Raw genomic sequence first — 14978 nt, 5'->3', positions numbered from 1 at the left:
CGTCCTACCTCACTTGAAGGCGCAGCCGGCGTTGAAGCCGAGCTTGCGGAAGATCATCGCCGCCGGGCAGAAGCCGGTGAAGGACGCCTGCAGCATGTTCAGGCCGATGAAGGCGGTGAAGATCAGCCACAGCGGCGAAACGAAATAAACGAGGGCGACGGAGATGAGGATCATCACGCCGGCGAAGGCCATCACGGCACGGTCGAGGTTCATGGTCTTGCTCCTTGGTACGGGGGAGGTGCGGAGTATTACTTCAGGCGCACGATGCCCAGCAGCTTGAGCACGTACTTCTCGTAGACGGGCTCGGTGTTGCCGGACTTCATCTTGGCCATGAAGTACTTTTCGAAGGCGATCTTCGCCAGGTGGACCCACTTGCCCACCTTGGCCCAGGTGACGTTGCGCGGCGGGTTCTGCGGGATCGCCACGAAGGCGGCGCCGGTGTCGCCCATGTCGGCCAGGCAGATCGCGTTCCAGGTGGCGACGCGGTCGGCCGGCTTGCCGGCGAGGTCGGCGGCGATGTTCTCGGCGATGGCCGTGACCATCGACTCGATCATGAAGCCGGTCTTGGGCGCGCCGGTGGGCACGGGCGTCGGCTCGACCGGCGGGATCGCGACGCAGACGCCGGCCGAGAACACGTTCGGGTACTTCGGGTTGCGCTGGTGCGAGTCGATGAGCACGAAGCCGCGCGGGTTGCACATCTCCTTCGCGCCGCGCACGGCGTCCACGCCGGTGAAGGCCGGCAGCACCATCGAATACTTGAAGGGCAGCTCGTGCACCTGCAGCGGCTGGCCGCGGGCGTCGAGCTCCTCGGCGTGCATCTTGCCCGCCTCGACCTTCGTGATGCGGGCATTGGTGATCCACTTGATGTGGCGCTGGCGGAACTCGGATTCGAGCAGGCCCTTGGAGTCGCCGACGCCGCCCAGGCCCATGTGGCCCACGTAGGGCTCGGGGCTGATGTAGGTCATCGGCACGCGGTCGCGCAGCTTGCGCTTGCGCAGGTCGGCGTCGAGGATCATGGCGAACTCGTAGGCCGGGCCGAAGCAGCTGGCGCCGGCGGCGGCGCCGACCACGATCGGGCCCGGGTCCTTGAGGAATTCCTGGTAGGCGTCCCAGGCAGTGGCGGCGTGCGCCGTGGTGCAGACCGACTGGGTGAAGCCGCCCTCGGGCCCCAGGCCGGGCACCTCGTCGAAGGCCAGGCGCGGGCCGGTGGTGATGACCAGATAGTCGTAGGGCAGCTCGCGGCCATCGCGCAGGCGCAGGCTGTTGCTCTCGGGCAACACCTGCCCGGCGCCGGCGTCTTCGAAGCCGATGCCCTTCTTCGCCAGGTGCGGACGCACGCCGATCTGGATGTCGGACGGCTTGCGCCAGCCCACGGCAACCCAGGGATTGGAGGGGGTGAAGCTGAACTGGTCTCCCTCGCCCACCACGGTGACGGCGTGCTCCTTGCCCAGCAGGGCCCGCAGCTCGTACGCCACGCTCATGCCGCCGATGCCGGCGCCCAGGACCACGATGCTGGCCATGCCTGTCTCCCCGCCGGAATATCCGGCTGCGCTAATTTAGTTGTAGCTTAATTAGCGATCTGGCATAATGTCAACACCCGACAGGAACCCATGCATGAGCGCCCGCGCCCGAAAGTCCCCCGCCGCCCCCGCCACGCCCTCGGTCCAGCTGATCGAATCGGCCTCCGAGGCCGCGGCCGAACTGCTCAAGGCCATGGCCAACCCGCAGCGCCTGCGGGTGCTGTGCCTGCTGGTGGAAAGGGAGATGTCGGTGGGCGAGATCAACGCCCTGGTGCCTCTGAGCCAGTCGGCCCTGTCGCAGCACCTGGCGGTGCTGCGCGAGAACAACCTGGTGAGCACGCGCCGCGAGGCGCAGACGGTCTACTACTCCGTGGCCGACGGCACGGTGCATGACGTGATCGAGGTGCTGCACAGGAACCTGTGCAGCGCGGCGTCCGGCTGAGGCGCCCCGGACGCGGGTCGCAGGTCGGCGCGGCCGAGGCCGCGCCTTTTCGTCAGCCCAGCGATTTCGCGGCCGCCACCACCGCCTCGGTGGTGATGCCGAAGTGCTGGTAGAGCTTGTCGGCCGGGGCCGAGGCGCCGAACTGGTCGATGCCGATGACGGCCCCATCGAGGCCGACGAACTGGCGCCAGTAGCCGGTGACGCCGGCTTCCACCGCGACCCGCTTGCGGCACCAGCCCGGCAGCACGCCCTCGCGCCACTCGATCGGCTGGCGGGCGAACACCTCGGCGCTGGGCATGGACACCACGCGCGCGGAGATGCCCTCGCTGGCCAGAAGGCGCATGGCCTCCATCGCCAGCTCCACCTCGGAGCCGGTGGCCAGCAGGATCAGGTCGAACCTGCCCTCCGGCGGATCCGACAGCACGTAGCCGCCGCGGGCGATGTCGGCCAGCTGCTGCTCCGTGCGCGGCTGGTGCGCCAGGTTCTGGCGGCTGAACACCAGGCAGCTGGGGCCGTCGGTGCGCTCGATCGCGGCCTGCCAGGCGATGGCCGACTCGACCGCGTCGCAGGGGCGCCAGACGTCGTTGTTGGGGATGTAGCGCAGCGAGGCCAGGTGCTCGACCGGCTGGTGGGTCGGGCCGTCCTCGCCCAAGCCGATCGAGTCGTGCGTGAAGACGTGGATGGCGCGGGTCGGGATCAGCGCCGACATGCGCAGGGCGTTGCGCGAGTAGTCCGAGAACACCAGGAAGGTGGCGTCGTAGGGTATGAAGCCGCCATGCAGGGCCAGGCCGTTGCTGATGGCGCTCATGCCGAACTCGCGCACGCCGTAATGGACGTAGTTGGCGTTGGCGTCGTCGGAAGTGACGGACTTGCTGCCCTTCCAGAGCGTGAGGTTGGAATGGGCCAGGTCGGCCGAACCGCCGATCAATTCCGGCAGCAGCGGGCCGAAGGCCTCGAGCGCCATCTGCGAGGCCTTGCGCGAGGCGACCACCGGGCCCTCGAGCTGGAGCTTGCGGGCGTAGGCCAGCGCGGCGTCGGCGAAGCCCTGCGGCAGCTCACCATGCGAGCGGCGCACGAGCTCGGCGGCCAGCTCCGGGTAGGCCTTGGCGTAGGCGTCGAACAGGCGGTTCCACTGCTCCTCGCGCACGAGGCCGGCGTTGCCGGCGCGCCAGCCGTCGGCGATGGCGGCCGGGATCTCGAAGGGCGCGTGCGGCCAGCCGAGCGCGGCGCGGGTGGCGGCCACTTCGTCCTTGCCCAGCGGCGCGCCGTGGCTCGATTCCTTGCCGGCCTTGCCGGGCGAACCGAAACCAATCGTGGTGCGGCAGCAGATCAGGGTCGGGCGCTGGGTCTCGGCCTGGGCGGTGCGGATGGCCTGGGTGATTTCCTGCGGGTCATGGCCGTCGACCTTGCGGATCACCTGCCAGCCGTAGGCCTCGAAACGGGCCGCGGTGTCGTCGGTGAACCAGCCGGCGGTGTCGCCGTCGATGGAGATGTGGTTGTCGTCCCAGAAGGCGATCAGCTTGCCCAGGCCCCAGGTGCCCGCGAGCGAGGCGGCTTCGTGCGACACGCCCTCCATCAGGCAGCCGTCGCCCAGGAACACCCAGGTGTGGTGGTCGACCACGCTGAACTCGGGGCGGTTGAAGCGCTGCGCCAGCAGCTTCTCGGCCAGGGCCATGCCCACGGCGTTGGCCAGGCCCTGGCCCAGCGGGCCGGTGGTGGTCTCGACGCCGGGGGTGTGGCCGAACTCGGGGTGGCCGGCGGTCTTGCTGTGCAGCTGGCGGAAGTTCTTCAGTTCCTGCAGCAGCAGGTCGTAGCCCGACAGGTGCAACAGGCCGTAGATCAGCATCGAGCCGTGGCCGTTCGAGAGCACGAAGCGGTCGCGGTTGAACCACTTGGGGTTGTTCGGGTTGTGGCTCAGGAAGTCGTTCCAGAGCACCTCGGCGATGTCGGCCATGCCCATGGGCATGCCTGGGTGGCCGGACTTGGCGGCCTCCACGGCGTCGATGGCGAGGAAACGCAGGGCGTTGGCGAGGTCGCGGCGGGAGGGCGTGGTCATCGGGGCGTCCAGGGCGTGGGGCCCGGGGCCGGGCCAACGGGGCGCTATTGTCGCCGACCCGGCCGCCGATGTCGCGCTTGAACCCCGCCCACGCGGGTGCTAGCCGCCCAGCCCGGGCTCCGGCGGGGACTCGCGCACGCCCTCCTCGCTGCGGCCGATGACCACCGAACCGACCATGTCGCCGCCGACGTTGACGACCGTGCGGCACATGTCGAGCAGGCGGTCGACGCCCAGGATCAGGCCGATGCCCTCGGGCGGGATGCCGAACATGGCCAGGATCATGGCGATCACCGGCAGCGAGCCGCCCGGCACGCCGGCGGCGCCGATGCCGCCGAGGATGCACAGAAGCAGGACCAGTATCTGCTGGGTGAAGCCGAGCTCGACGCCGAAGAACTGGGCCAGGAACAGCACCGTGATGCCCTCGAACAGGGCCGTTCCGTTCATGTTGGCGGTGGCGCCGAGGGTGCATACGAAGCGGGCCACCCGGCGCGGCACGCCCAGGCGCTGCTCCGCGACCGCCAGCGTAGTGGGCAGCGTGGCGCTGGACGAGGAGGTCGAGAAGGCGGTGAGCAGCGCCGGCTGGGCGCCGCGGAAGAAGGCCAGCGGCGACATGCCGCCCAAGGTGCGCAGCAGCAGCGGGAACACCACGAATAAGTGGATCGACAGGGCCAGCAGCACCGTTCCGACGAAACGGGCCAGCTGCACCAGCACGTCGAAACCGAGCTTGGCGGTGATCGAGAACAGCAGCGCGGCCACGGCCCAGGGCGCCAACCGGATGACCCAGTCGATCAGCTTGAGGCAGATGTCGTAGACGCCCTGCATGGCCGACACGAAGGTCCGGGTGCCCTCGCTGCGGACGACGGTGGCGGCGACGCCGAACATCAGGGCGAAGAACATAACCGCGATCAGGTCGCCGTTGGCGGCGGCCTGCACCGGGTTGCGCGGCACGATGTTGAGCAGCACGGCCATGCCGGACACGTTCTCGCGCCCGGCCGCGATCTGGGCGGCACGGTCTCCGGTCTGGCTCATCAGTTCGGCGCCCAGCTCGGGCGGGATGCCGCGGCCGGGCTCGAGCAGGTTCACCATCAGCAGGCCGATGCCGACCGCCACCGTGGTGACGACCAGGATCCACAGCAGGGTCTTGGTGCCGATGCGCCCGAGCGAGCGCGGGTCGCCGATCTCCACCACGCCCAGGACCAGGGCGGAGAACACCAGCGGAATCACCAGCATGAACAGCAGGCGCAGGAACAGCTGGCCAACCGGGTCGGCGACGTAGCCCACGAATACGTCGAGCCAGCCCGCGTCGGCGGCGAACAGGTTGGCCATCAGACCCAGCGTGGTGCCGGCGATGAAGCCAAGCAGCATGCGGGTGTGCAGGGACATCGACGGCATCCGGGGCTCCGCGTGATTCCGAAAGCGGCCAGCTTACAACAGGCGCCGGCTCAGGCCGCGGCCAGGATTTCCTGCAGCAGGCGTGGCCGTCCGATCAGGTAGCCCTGGGCGAACTGGCAGCCGAGCCGGCGCAGGACCTCGAGCTGGGCCGGCGTCTCGATGCCCTCGACCACGATCTCGGCCGAAAGCGCCCGACCCAGCTGCACGATGGCCTCCACCACCGACATGGCGCGCGGGTCGGCCAGCATGTGCCGGGAGAAGGCCTGGTCGACCTTAAGCACGTCGAAGTCGAGCCGGTGCAGGTGGGCCAGGTGCGAATAGCCGGTGCCGAAGTCGTCCAGGGCGACCTTGATGCCGTGCCCGTGGCAGAGCGAGATCACCTCGCCCACCAGCGTGTAGTCGAGCGCCTGGCTTTCGGTGATCTCCAGCTTCAGGCTGCCGCGCGGCAGGCGGGCGGCGTCGGCGCGCGCGACGATGCGTTCGACCAGCCCGGGGTGGCCGAGCTGGCGGGCGGAGACGTTCACCGCCACGAAGGGCGAGCCATGCCCGGCCCGCACCAGGGCCGCCACGGCCTCGCAGGCCGCGTCCATGACGTACTCCCCCACCGGCACGATCAGCGAGGTCTCCTCGGCCAGGGCAACGAATTCCGCTGGCGAGATGGGGCCGCGCTCGGGATGGTTCCACCGCACCAGGGCTTCGTAGCCGGCCACCTGGTTTCGATCGACGTCCAGCAGCGGCTGCAGGCCGAGTTCCAGGCCGCGGCCGGCGAGTGCCTCGCGGAGCTGCGACTCGAGCCGGATCCGCCCGATGCCCAAGCGCTCCGAAGGCGTCACCGGCAGCAGGCCGGGCGCCTGCGGCATTCCCTGCAGCGCCGCCAGCGCGCCGCGGTAGCGCTTGAGCTGGCTTTCGAGCAGGGAACGCACGATCGGGTCGGTGGCGGCGAGCCGCTCGGCGATCTGGCTGCGGTCGATGGGGAAGAGCACGCAGTGCGACAGCGCGATGGCGCTGGCCGTGCGCGGCGAGTCGTCGATCACCGCCATCTCGCCGACCAGGTCGCCCGGCCCCAACAGGCTGAGCAGCACCGGGCGGCCGGACTGGTGGGAACGAACCTCGATCTGGCCGCTTTCGATCAGGTAGGCGGTGTCGGGGGGCTCGCCCTCGTGGAAGAGGGCCTGGCCGGGCTGCAGTTCGATGCGCAGTGGCGTTTCCATGGCGTGCACTGGCAGTAACGAAACAGGGCCGCTTTCGCGGCCCTGTCCGTATCCACCATCCGCGGGCTTCAGCCGCCCTTGGCCACCTGCAGTACGCGCGGGGTGACGAAGATCAGCAGTTCCGCCTTCTCCGCCGACTTGGCGCGCGACTTGAACAGGTTGCCGACCACCGGCAGGTCGCCCAGGAAGGGCACCTTGCGCAGGTCATCGCGGTTCTTGAACTCGTACACGCCGCCCACCACCACGGTCTGGCCGTTGTCGATCAGCACGGCGGTGCTGACCTCGCGACGGGCGATCTGCGGGATGAAGCCGCCGGCCGGGTTGGCGACCAGCTCGCTGACCTCGTCCTTCTTGACGGCCAGGTTCAGGTAGACGCGGCCGTCCTGGGTGATGGTCGGAGTGACCTTGAGCTCGAGCAGCACTTCCTTGAACTCGACGGTCGCCTGGGCCACGGCACCCGGCGTGGTGGCCGGCTGGATGGTCAGGTAGGCCACCTCGTCGCCCTGGCGGATGATCGCCTCGCGCTGGTTGGCGGTGATCACGCGCGGGTTGGACACCACTTCGCCGCGGCCCTCTTCCTCAAGGGCCGAGAGCTCGAGGTCGAGCACGATGTCCTGGCGCAGGATGCTCAGGTTGAACAGGCCGGCAGCCGGGTTGGCCGGCAGGGACACCGAGAAGCCCGAGTCGGTGGTCGTTTCGTTGCTGGCCGGCAGGGTGCCCGTGCGGTCCTGTACGCCGAACTCGACGCCCAGCTCGCGGGCGAACAGCTCGGTGGCGACGACGATGCGGGCCTCGATCAGTACCTGGTCGACCGGGCGGTCGAGCGTGGCCAGCAGGGTCTTGATTTCGTCGACCTTGCTCTGGATGTCGATCAGCAGCAGGGTGTTGGTGCGGTTGTCGAAGCTGACGCTGCCGCGCGGCGAGAGGAATCCGCGGTTCACCTGGCCGGAACTGCCGCCGCCCGAACCCTGGGAGCTCTTGCTGTCCTCGGTGAGCAGCTTGGCGATGTCCTCGGCGTTGCCGTAGTTGATCGGGATGTACTCCGTCACCAGAGGCTCGCGCTCCTCGTTGGCGATGCGGGCATCGGCCACGGCCTTCTCGAAGGAGGCGATCTCGGCCTGCGGGGCCACCCAGATGACGTTGCCGTCACGGCGCTTGTCGAGCTGCTTGGCACGCAGCACGATGTCCATCGCCTGGTCCCAAGGCACGTTGATCAGGCGCAGGGTGACGTTGCCCTGCACCGTGTCGGCCGCGACCACGTTCAGGCCCGACTCCTCGGCGATCAGCTGCAGCACCGTGCGCACCGGCACGTCCTGGAAGTTGAAGGTCACCGGGCGGCCGCTGTAGCGCTTGCCCTCCATGTCGCCCGCCACCGCACCGGCGGCGCGGCCCGGGGCGCCGGCGACGACCGTGGTACCCGGGGCGGCCCGCTTCGGGCTGACCTCGACCACGTATTCGTTGCCGGTCTGGTAGGCCATCGAGTCGAAGGCCCCGTTGGTGTTGATCACCAGGCGGGTGCTGCCGGCGTTGGCGTTCGGCTCGAGGCTGCGCACCGGCGTGGCGAAGTCCGTCACGTCCAGCTGGCGGCGCAGGTTCTCGGGAATGCTGGCATTGGCCACGTCGACGACGATGCGCGAACCCTCGTTGCGCATGTCGGCGGTGGCGCCGTCGCCGTTGAAGCGAAGCACCACGCGGCCCGAACCGTTCTCGCCGCGGCGGAAGTCGATGTTGGCGACTTCCAGGCCGGAGGCGACCTTCTTGGTCGGATCCGGGCCGGTGGCGAGGCCGGACTGCTGGGCACCGGCATCGACCGTCAGGACGAGCAGGTTGCCGGCGCTGCGGGTGGTGTAGCCGGCGGGGCGGAACAGGTCCACCACCACGCGGGTGCGGCCACCGGCCTCGACGGCGGAGACCGCCGAAGTGGCGCCGCTACCGATCACCACCCGGCGCTGGCTCAGGCCATTGCTGGTTTCCGGCAGGTCGACCGCGATGCGCGGCGGCGTGTCGGTGGTGAAGGCCTGCACTTCGCCGATGGGCTCGGCGAACTCCAGGGTGATGTCTACCTTGCCACCGGGGGCCGAGGCGTAGCGAACGTCCTTGAGGACGTTCTCCGCCATCGCCGACAGCGACGTCGCCATGCCGACGGCGAGCGCTCCCATGGCCAGCACCCAGCGACGCTTGGTGCCCATCCCCTCGCCGATCGTGTTATTCGCGGTCATCGTGCATTCCCCCAATCAATTGTCTTCAAGGGCGATACGGGCCTGGCGTTCCAGCCAGCCGCCCGCCCCATCCGGAACGAGTTCGACGATCTCGATGCGGTCTTCGGAAACCGAAGTGATCCGACCGTCGTTGAGACCCAAGTAGTTGCCCGGGCGCACGCGATGCGTGACGCGGTCGGGTCCCATCACCAGGCCGATGACCCCGGGGCCGGTACCAATGGTGCCGACCATGTCCAGGCTGTCGAGCGGGAAGGCCTCCAGGACCTCCTTCCGGCGATTCGGATCCGGCCTCAGCTGGCTGCCACCATCGCGGTCGGCGCTGGGCTGGCTGAACGGGTCGCGCATGTCCTGCGCGGCATATTCGAAGGTCTCGAACTGCTTCATCACCGGCAGCGGGTCGAGCGGCGGTGCCGGGCGGGCCTTGACCTCGGCCACCCAGGCCTCGAGGTCGCGGCTGCCGCGCGTGCAGGCCGAGAGCGACAGCACCACGGCCGCGATCAGCAGCCCGCTCATGGCTTTACGGGGCATGGACGGGGCCATCACTGCGAACCTCCCGCGGCATTGGTTTCGTCTTCATCGAGGTAGCGATAGGTCTTCACCGTGCCCGAGAGCACCAGGGTGCCGTCCTTGCCGGAACGCGGCTCGAGCGAGATGTCGTGCATGGTCATGATCACCACGCGCGGCAGCGAGGCCACGCCGCTGACGAAGGCGCCGAACTGGTGGTAGGTGCCCACCATGCGCAGCTGGATCGGCTTCTCGGCGTAGAACTCGCGCTGGCTTTCGGCGCCCGGCTGGAACAGCTCGTTGGTGATGCCCGCAGCGAGCGCCGTCTGCGAGATATCGACGATCAGGTCGGGCATCTCGTTCTTGCTCGGCAACTGGCGCAGCATCTGCTGCAGCATCACTTCCATCTGGGCGAGCTGCTGCTTGAGCGGCTCGAGGTTGGCAGCGCGGCCCTGCTTGCCCTGGAACTCCTCGCGCAGCGTGCGCTCGGTGGCCTCCTCGGCCTGCAGGGTGATGCGGCGGTCGCTGACGAACAGGTACCAGGATGCACCGACGATCACCGCCACCAGCAGCACGCAGGCGACGATCTTGATCTGCATCGGCCAGGCGCCGGCATTGTTGAAGTCGAGGTTGCGCAGGTCGACGTTCTTGCTGCTCATCGGGCACCTCCCGCGACCGCTTCGCCTTCGGCGGCGGCGTCATCCTGCTTCGGCGTCACCATCTGCACCTTCAGGGAGAAGGCGTTCGGCAGGCCCTTGTCGTCACCCTTGGCCTCGATGATCGAAAGATCGGGGTTGGCCATCCAGCCCGACTCCTCCAGGTTGCGCATGTAGGAACTGACGCGGGCGTTGGACTGGGCCTGGCCATCGAGCGTCAGCACCGAACCGGCCTGCTTGATCGTGTTGAGCTTCACGCCCTCGGGAATGGTGCGCACGAGCTGGTCGAACAGATGCACCATCTGCGAACGGCTCGCCTGCAGTTCCTCGATCACCTGCTTGCGCGCAAGCAGGTTGGCCTTCTTGCGGTCGAGGGCCTCGATTTCCTTGATCTGCTCATCGACCAGCGTGATCTGGTTGCGCAGGTACTGGTTGCGGTACTGCTGGCCCTCGATCTGGCCGTTGTAGTACATGACGATCAGGAAGCTGATCAGCACGCCTGCGGCGGCCGCCAGGCCGAGCAGGGTCATGAATTCCTTCTGGCGCTGCTTGCGCCGTTCGGCGCGCCAGGGAAGCAGGTTGATTCTGGCCATCAGTCGAAGCTCCTCAGGGCCAGGCCGCAGGCGATCATCAGGGCGGGGGCGTCCTGCGCCAGGGCGTGAGCCTGGACGCGGGGGCCGAGCGCCATGTTGGCGAGCGGGTTAGCGATCACGGTCGGGACGCCCAGCTGTTCCTCGACCAGGTTTGCGATGCCGGCGATCGAGGCGCAGCCGCCGGCCAGAACCACCTGGTCGACGCGGTTGAAGTCGCTGCCGGCGTAGAAGAACTGCAGCAGGCGGCTGACCTGCTGGACCAGCGCTTCCTTGAACGGCTCGAGCACCTCGACCTCGTAACTCTCGGGCAGGCCGCCCTGGCGCTTGGCCAGGCCCGCCTCGTCGTAGCTCAGGCCGTAGCGGCGCATCACCTCGTCGGTGAGCTGCTTGCCGCCGAAGACCTGCTCGCGGGTGTAGATGCTGCGCTGGGCACGCAGCACGTTGAGCGTGGTCATGGTGGCGCCGATGTCGACCAGGGCGACGATCGCGTCCTTGGGCACCGACAGCTGGTCGGCGACCAGCTTGAAGGCGTTCTCCATCGCGAAGGCCTCGACGTCGATGACCTTGGCGGTGAGGCCGCCGAGCTCGAGCGCCGACTGGCGCAGCTCGACGTTCTCGGTGCGCGAGGCCGCCAGCATCACCTGCACCATCTCCGGGTTGTTCGGCACGGGGCCGATGACCTCGAAATCGAGGCTCACCTCGTCGATGGGGTAAGGGATGTAGTTGGAGGCCTCGAGCTGGATCTGGTCCTCCAGCGCGTCCTCGTCCAGGTCGCCCTGGACCGGGATGACCTTGGTGATCACCGAGGAGCCGGAGACCGCGGCCGCGGCATGCTTGGCCTTGGTTCCCGAGCGGGCCACCGCGCGCTTGATCGCCTCGCCGACGGCCTCGACCTCGACGATGTTTTTCTCGACCACGGCATTGGGTGGCAGCGGCTCGACCGCGTAGTGCTCAACGCGGTACCGCCCGCCGGACTCGGTGAGCTGAAGTAGCTTGACGGCGGTGGAACTGATGTCCAGGCCGACCAGCGGTGTCTTGGCATTTCCGAAAAGACCCACGGTTTCTCCCCTTCCGACGGGCGCTTACACACGAATGGTGCGCCATTACATTAAATAACGAAAATTTCCCAAATGGCAATGCCCCCCTGTCCGGACACCCTTGGCCCCCGCCTGGTCGGGCCCGGGCTTCCCCTTCTAGACGCAATCCGGGCCCGGACCCGGCCGCTTGCCGGGACAAGCCCGGAAGCGGCCATGCCGCCCACGTTCTATACTCCCAGCCCCATGTCGCTGTAAACCTCGGGAGAGGCCCTGGATGGCCCGATTCAAACGCCTGCTCCGCCGGGCACTGTTCCTGTTCGCCGGGCTGGCCCTGCTGGGTTTCGCCACCCTGGGCATCCTGTACTGGCTAATTTCGCCCCGCCTGCCCGACGTGCAGGAACTGCGCAACGTCGAGCTCCAGGTGCCGCTTTCGATCTATTCGCGCGACGGCCGGCTGATCTCGGTCATCGGTGAGACGCGCCGCTTCCCGGTGGACATCGAGGACGTGCCCGAGCGCGTCAAGCAGACCTTCATCGCCATCGAGGACGCCCGCTTCTACGAGCACCCGGGCGTGGACTGGCGCGGCATCGCCCGCGCGGTCTGGCTGCTGGCCACCACCGACGGCCGCGTGCCCGGCGGCAGCACCATCACCCAGCAGGTGGCCCGGCAGTTCTTCCTGAGCACCGAGTATTCGTACACCCGCAAGCTCACCGAGATCTTCCTGGCGCTGAAGATGGAGCGCGAGCTGAGCAAGGACGAGATCCTCGAGCTCTACCTCAACAAGAGCTTTTTCGGGAACCGCGCCTACGGCATCGCCGCGGCCGCCGAGTACTACTACGGCAAGCCGCTCGACCAGCTCACCCTGGCCGAGGCGGCCACCCTGGCCTCGATCCCGAAGTTCCCCTCCAGCGGCAACCCGATCATCAACCCCGAGCGCGCCCTGGTGCGCCGCAACTACGTGCTCCAGCGCATGCGCGAGGAGGGGATGATCACCGAGGCCGAGGAGCGCGAGGCGCAGGCCGCGCCGATGAACGCCAGCCCGCACGAGCCCAAGATCGAGGTCGAGGCGCCGTACGTGGCCGAGATGGTGCGCGCCGAGATGGAGCAGCGCTTCGGCGCCGAGGCCACCACCAGCGGCCTGAGCGTCTACACCACGCTCGATGGCGACGACCAGATGGCGGCCGTGCGCTCGCTGCAGGCCGGCCTGCTCGAGTACGACCGTCGCCACGGCTATCGTGGCCCGGAGGCCAGTCTCGACGTGCCGGCGGGCGAACCGGTGGCGGAAATGAGCAAGCGCCTGCGCCCCTACCCCACCCTCGGCGGCCTGCAGGCCGCGCTGGTCACGGGCACCGAGGGCGAGCGCGCGACGCTGCTCACGGCGGCCGGCAACGAGCTCGAGCTCGACGCCGAGTCCACCCGCTGGACCCGCAAGACGCCCGCGCAGCTGTTCAAGCGCGGCGACGTGGTGCGGCTGTCGCTCGACACCGCGACCGGCAAGCTGCGGCTGGCACAGATCCCGGCGGCCCAAGCGGCGCTGGTGTCGCTGCAGCCCGAGGACGGCGCCGTGCGCGCCCTGGTCGGTGGCTTCAGCTTCGGCCTGAACAAGTTCAACCGCGCCACCCAGGCCCAGCGCCTGCCCGGCTCGAGCTTCAAGCCCTTCGTCTACGCCGCGTCCTTCGAGCGCGGTTTCTCGCCGGCCAGCATCGTGCTCGACGCGCCGGTGGTGTTCCGCGACCGGGCCGGCAACGTCTGGCGGCCGCAGAACGACGCCGGCAACTTCGCCGGCCCGATGCGCCTGCGCGAAGCCATGGTGCAGTCGCGCAACCTGGTCTCGGTGCGCCTGCTCGACGCCATCGGCGTGGACTTCGCAAGCCGCTACATCACCCAGTTCGGCTTCAGCCAGGAGAGCCTGCCGCCGAACCTGTCGATGGCCCTGGGCACCTCCTCGCTCACGCCGCTGTCGATCGCGCGCGGCTATACGGTGATCGTCAACGGCGGCTACCTGGTCGAACCCTGGTTCATCGACCGGGTGGTCGACCGCAATGGCCAGGTCATCAGCCAGAACGTGCCGGCCCGGGCCTGCCGCAACTGCGCCGGCACCGAGGCCCAGGGCGCCCGGGACGCCCCGACCGTGGTGGACGGCTTCGACTTCGGGCCTTCGCAGGCGAGCGCCGAGGCGGCCCCGACGACACCCGAAGCCGGCGCGGACGCTGCGCCGCCGGCGGCCGATGGCCAGTGGACGCCCGCGCCGCGCGCCATCGACGAGCGCACCGCCTTCCTGGTGCACTCGATGCTCAGGGACGTGGTGCGGCGCGGCACCGGCGCCTCGGCCAAGGTCATCGGCCGCGACGACCTCGGCGGCAAGACCGGCTCGACCAACGAGTACCGCGACGCCTGGTTCTCCGGCTTCGGTGGCGACCTGGTCACCACCGTCTGGGTCGGCAAGGACGACTTCTCCAGCCTCGGCCGCGGCGAGTACGGCGGCAAGGCGGCGCTTCCGATCTGGATCGGCTACATGGGCGCCGCGCTCAAGGACGTGCCGGTGGTCGAACCGGCGGTTCCGTCGGGCGTGCTCACGGTATGGGTGGACGCCGGCACCGGCCGGCTGGTGCCCGAGGGCAGCCCCGGCAGCGTGCGCGACTACGTCAAGCGCGAGGACTACGAGCGCATGAGCACCGCCGGCTTCGACGACGAACCGGTGCTCAGCAATGAAGAGGCGTTCGACATCTTCTGACGCCCCCGCGGCGCAGCTGCGCCGCCAGCGCGTGGCCGCCGAGGCGGCCCGGCTGCTGGCCGGCGAGGGCGGCGACCCGCTGCAGGCGCGCCAGCGCGCCGCACGGCGGCTGGGCATCTCCGACCCTGCCTCGCTGCCGGGCCGCGCCGAGATCCTCGAAGCCCTCGACGCACACCGCCGGCTGTTCGGCGGCAGCGATGCCGGCCGGCTGCGCCGGCTGCGCGAGGCCGCGCTGGAGGCGATGGCGTTCTTCGCCGCGTTCGACCCGCGCCTGGCCGGCCCGGTGCTCGACGGCAGCGCCGGGCCAGGCGCTGCGGTGCAGTTGCACCTGCACGCCGACGACCCCGATGCCGTGGCCCGGCTGCTGGCCGACCGCGCCGCGCCCGCCCGCCAGGCCAGCCGCCGGCTGCTGCTCGCCGACGGCCAGCCGGCCAACGTGCCCTGCTGGGAGCTGGTGGCCGACGGCCTGCCCTTCGAACTGTGGGTGCTGCCGGCGCAGGCCGCCCGCCACGCGCCGCGCGATCCGCTGGGCGAAGGCGCCCTGCCCCGCGCGGGCCGCGCCGCCGTCGAGCGCCTGCTGGCCGGCGACGGCGCCTGAAACGCGAACGCCCCGC

Annotated in this window: 12 protein-coding genes and 1 pseudogene; 3 read left to right on the top strand and 10 right to left on the bottom strand. The window is 69.3% G+C overall.

Annotated features, from left to right (window positions below):
- Nucleotides 1–9 precede the first annotated feature (9 nt).
- Entirely contained in the window at nt 10–213 is a 204-nt protein-coding gene (locus C6N40_RS04975; RefSeq protein WP_106989902.1) for a YgaP family membrane protein, read from the bottom strand.
- Between the two features lie 35 nt (nt 214–248).
- Nucleotides 249–1520: an NAD(P)/FAD-dependent oxidoreductase gene (locus C6N40_RS04970; protein WP_106989901.1), complete on the bottom strand. Its 1272-nt coding sequence runs from the start codon at nt 1518–1520 to the stop codon at nt 249–251.
- A gap of 94 nt (nt 1521–1614) precedes the next feature.
- Here C6N40_RS04970 and C6N40_RS04965 point away from each other — a divergent pair, with 94 nt between their 5' ends.
- Complete coding sequence (locus C6N40_RS04965) at nt 1615–1962, top strand: ArsR/SmtB family transcription factor (protein ID WP_106989900.1); 348 nt, start codon at nt 1615–1617, stop codon at nt 1960–1962.
- A gap of 52 nt (nt 1963–2014) precedes the next feature.
- Here C6N40_RS04965 and tkt read toward each other — a convergent pair whose 3' ends face one another.
- From tkt to C6N40_RS04925, 8 genes and pseudogenes are all read right to left on the bottom strand, one after another.
- Entirely contained in the window at nt 2015–4018 is a 2004-nt protein-coding gene (gene tkt, locus C6N40_RS04960; protein ID WP_106989899.1) for a transketolase, read from the bottom strand.
- A gap of 99 nt (nt 4019–4117) precedes the next feature.
- On the bottom strand, nt 4118–5401 hold the full coding sequence (locus C6N40_RS04955) for a dicarboxylate/amino acid:cation symporter (protein WP_106989997.1): 1284 nt from the start codon (nt 5399–5401) through the stop codon (nt 4118–4120).
- Between the two features lie 59 nt (nt 5402–5460).
- Complete coding sequence (locus C6N40_RS04950; RefSeq protein ID WP_106989898.1) at nt 5461–6621, bottom strand: EAL domain-containing protein; 1161 nt, start codon at nt 6619–6621, stop codon at nt 5461–5463.
- 68 nt (nt 6622–6689) lie between these two features.
- Nucleotides 6690–8840, bottom strand: coding sequence for a type IV pilus secretin PilQ (locus C6N40_RS04945; protein ID WP_240183449.1), 2151 nt, complete (start codon nt 8838–8840; stop codon nt 6690–6692).
- A 15-nt stretch (nt 8841–8855) separates the two neighbouring features.
- Nucleotides 8856–9368, bottom strand: a complete 513-nt coding sequence (locus C6N40_RS04940) for a pilus assembly protein PilP (protein ID WP_106989995.1) — start codon at nt 9366–9368, stop codon at nt 8856–8858.
- 11 nt (nt 9369–9379) lie between these two features.
- Nucleotides 9380–10003, bottom strand: a complete 624-nt coding sequence (locus C6N40_RS04935) for a type IV pilus inner membrane component PilO (RefSeq protein ID WP_106989897.1) — start codon at nt 10001–10003, stop codon at nt 9380–9382.
- 38 nt (nt 10004–10041) lie between these two features.
- Nucleotides 10042–10593, bottom strand: a pseudogene (locus C6N40_RS04930) (PilN domain-containing protein); the annotation flags it as partial.
- Complete coding sequence (locus tag C6N40_RS04925; RefSeq protein ID WP_106989895.1) at nt 10593–11651, bottom strand: pilus assembly protein PilM; 1059 nt, start codon at nt 11649–11651, stop codon at nt 10593–10595. The gene C6N40_RS04925 and the pseudogene C6N40_RS04930, both read right to left, overlap by 1 nt.
- A gap of 253 nt (nt 11652–11904) precedes the next feature.
- Between C6N40_RS04925 and C6N40_RS04920 the strand changes: the two genes are divergently transcribed.
- On the top strand, nt 11905–14364 hold the full coding sequence (locus C6N40_RS04920) for a penicillin-binding protein 1A (RefSeq protein WP_106989894.1): 2460 nt from the start codon (nt 11905–11907) through the stop codon (nt 14362–14364).
- Nucleotides 14339–14962: a hypothetical protein gene (locus tag C6N40_RS04915; RefSeq protein WP_106989893.1), complete on the top strand. Its 624-nt coding sequence runs from the start codon at nt 14339–14341 to the stop codon at nt 14960–14962. The genes C6N40_RS04920 and C6N40_RS04915 overlap by 26 nt, the downstream gene beginning before the upstream one ends.
- Nucleotides 14963–14978 lie beyond the last annotated feature (16 nt).

The sequence above is a fragment of the Arenimonas caeni genome, assembly GCF_003024235.1.
Lineage (GTDB): Bacteria > Pseudomonadota > Gammaproteobacteria > Xanthomonadales > Xanthomonadaceae > Arenimonas > Arenimonas caeni.
The sequence above is the reverse complement of the archived record's forward strand: the minus strand, read 5'-3'. Positions and strand labels throughout refer to the sequence as shown.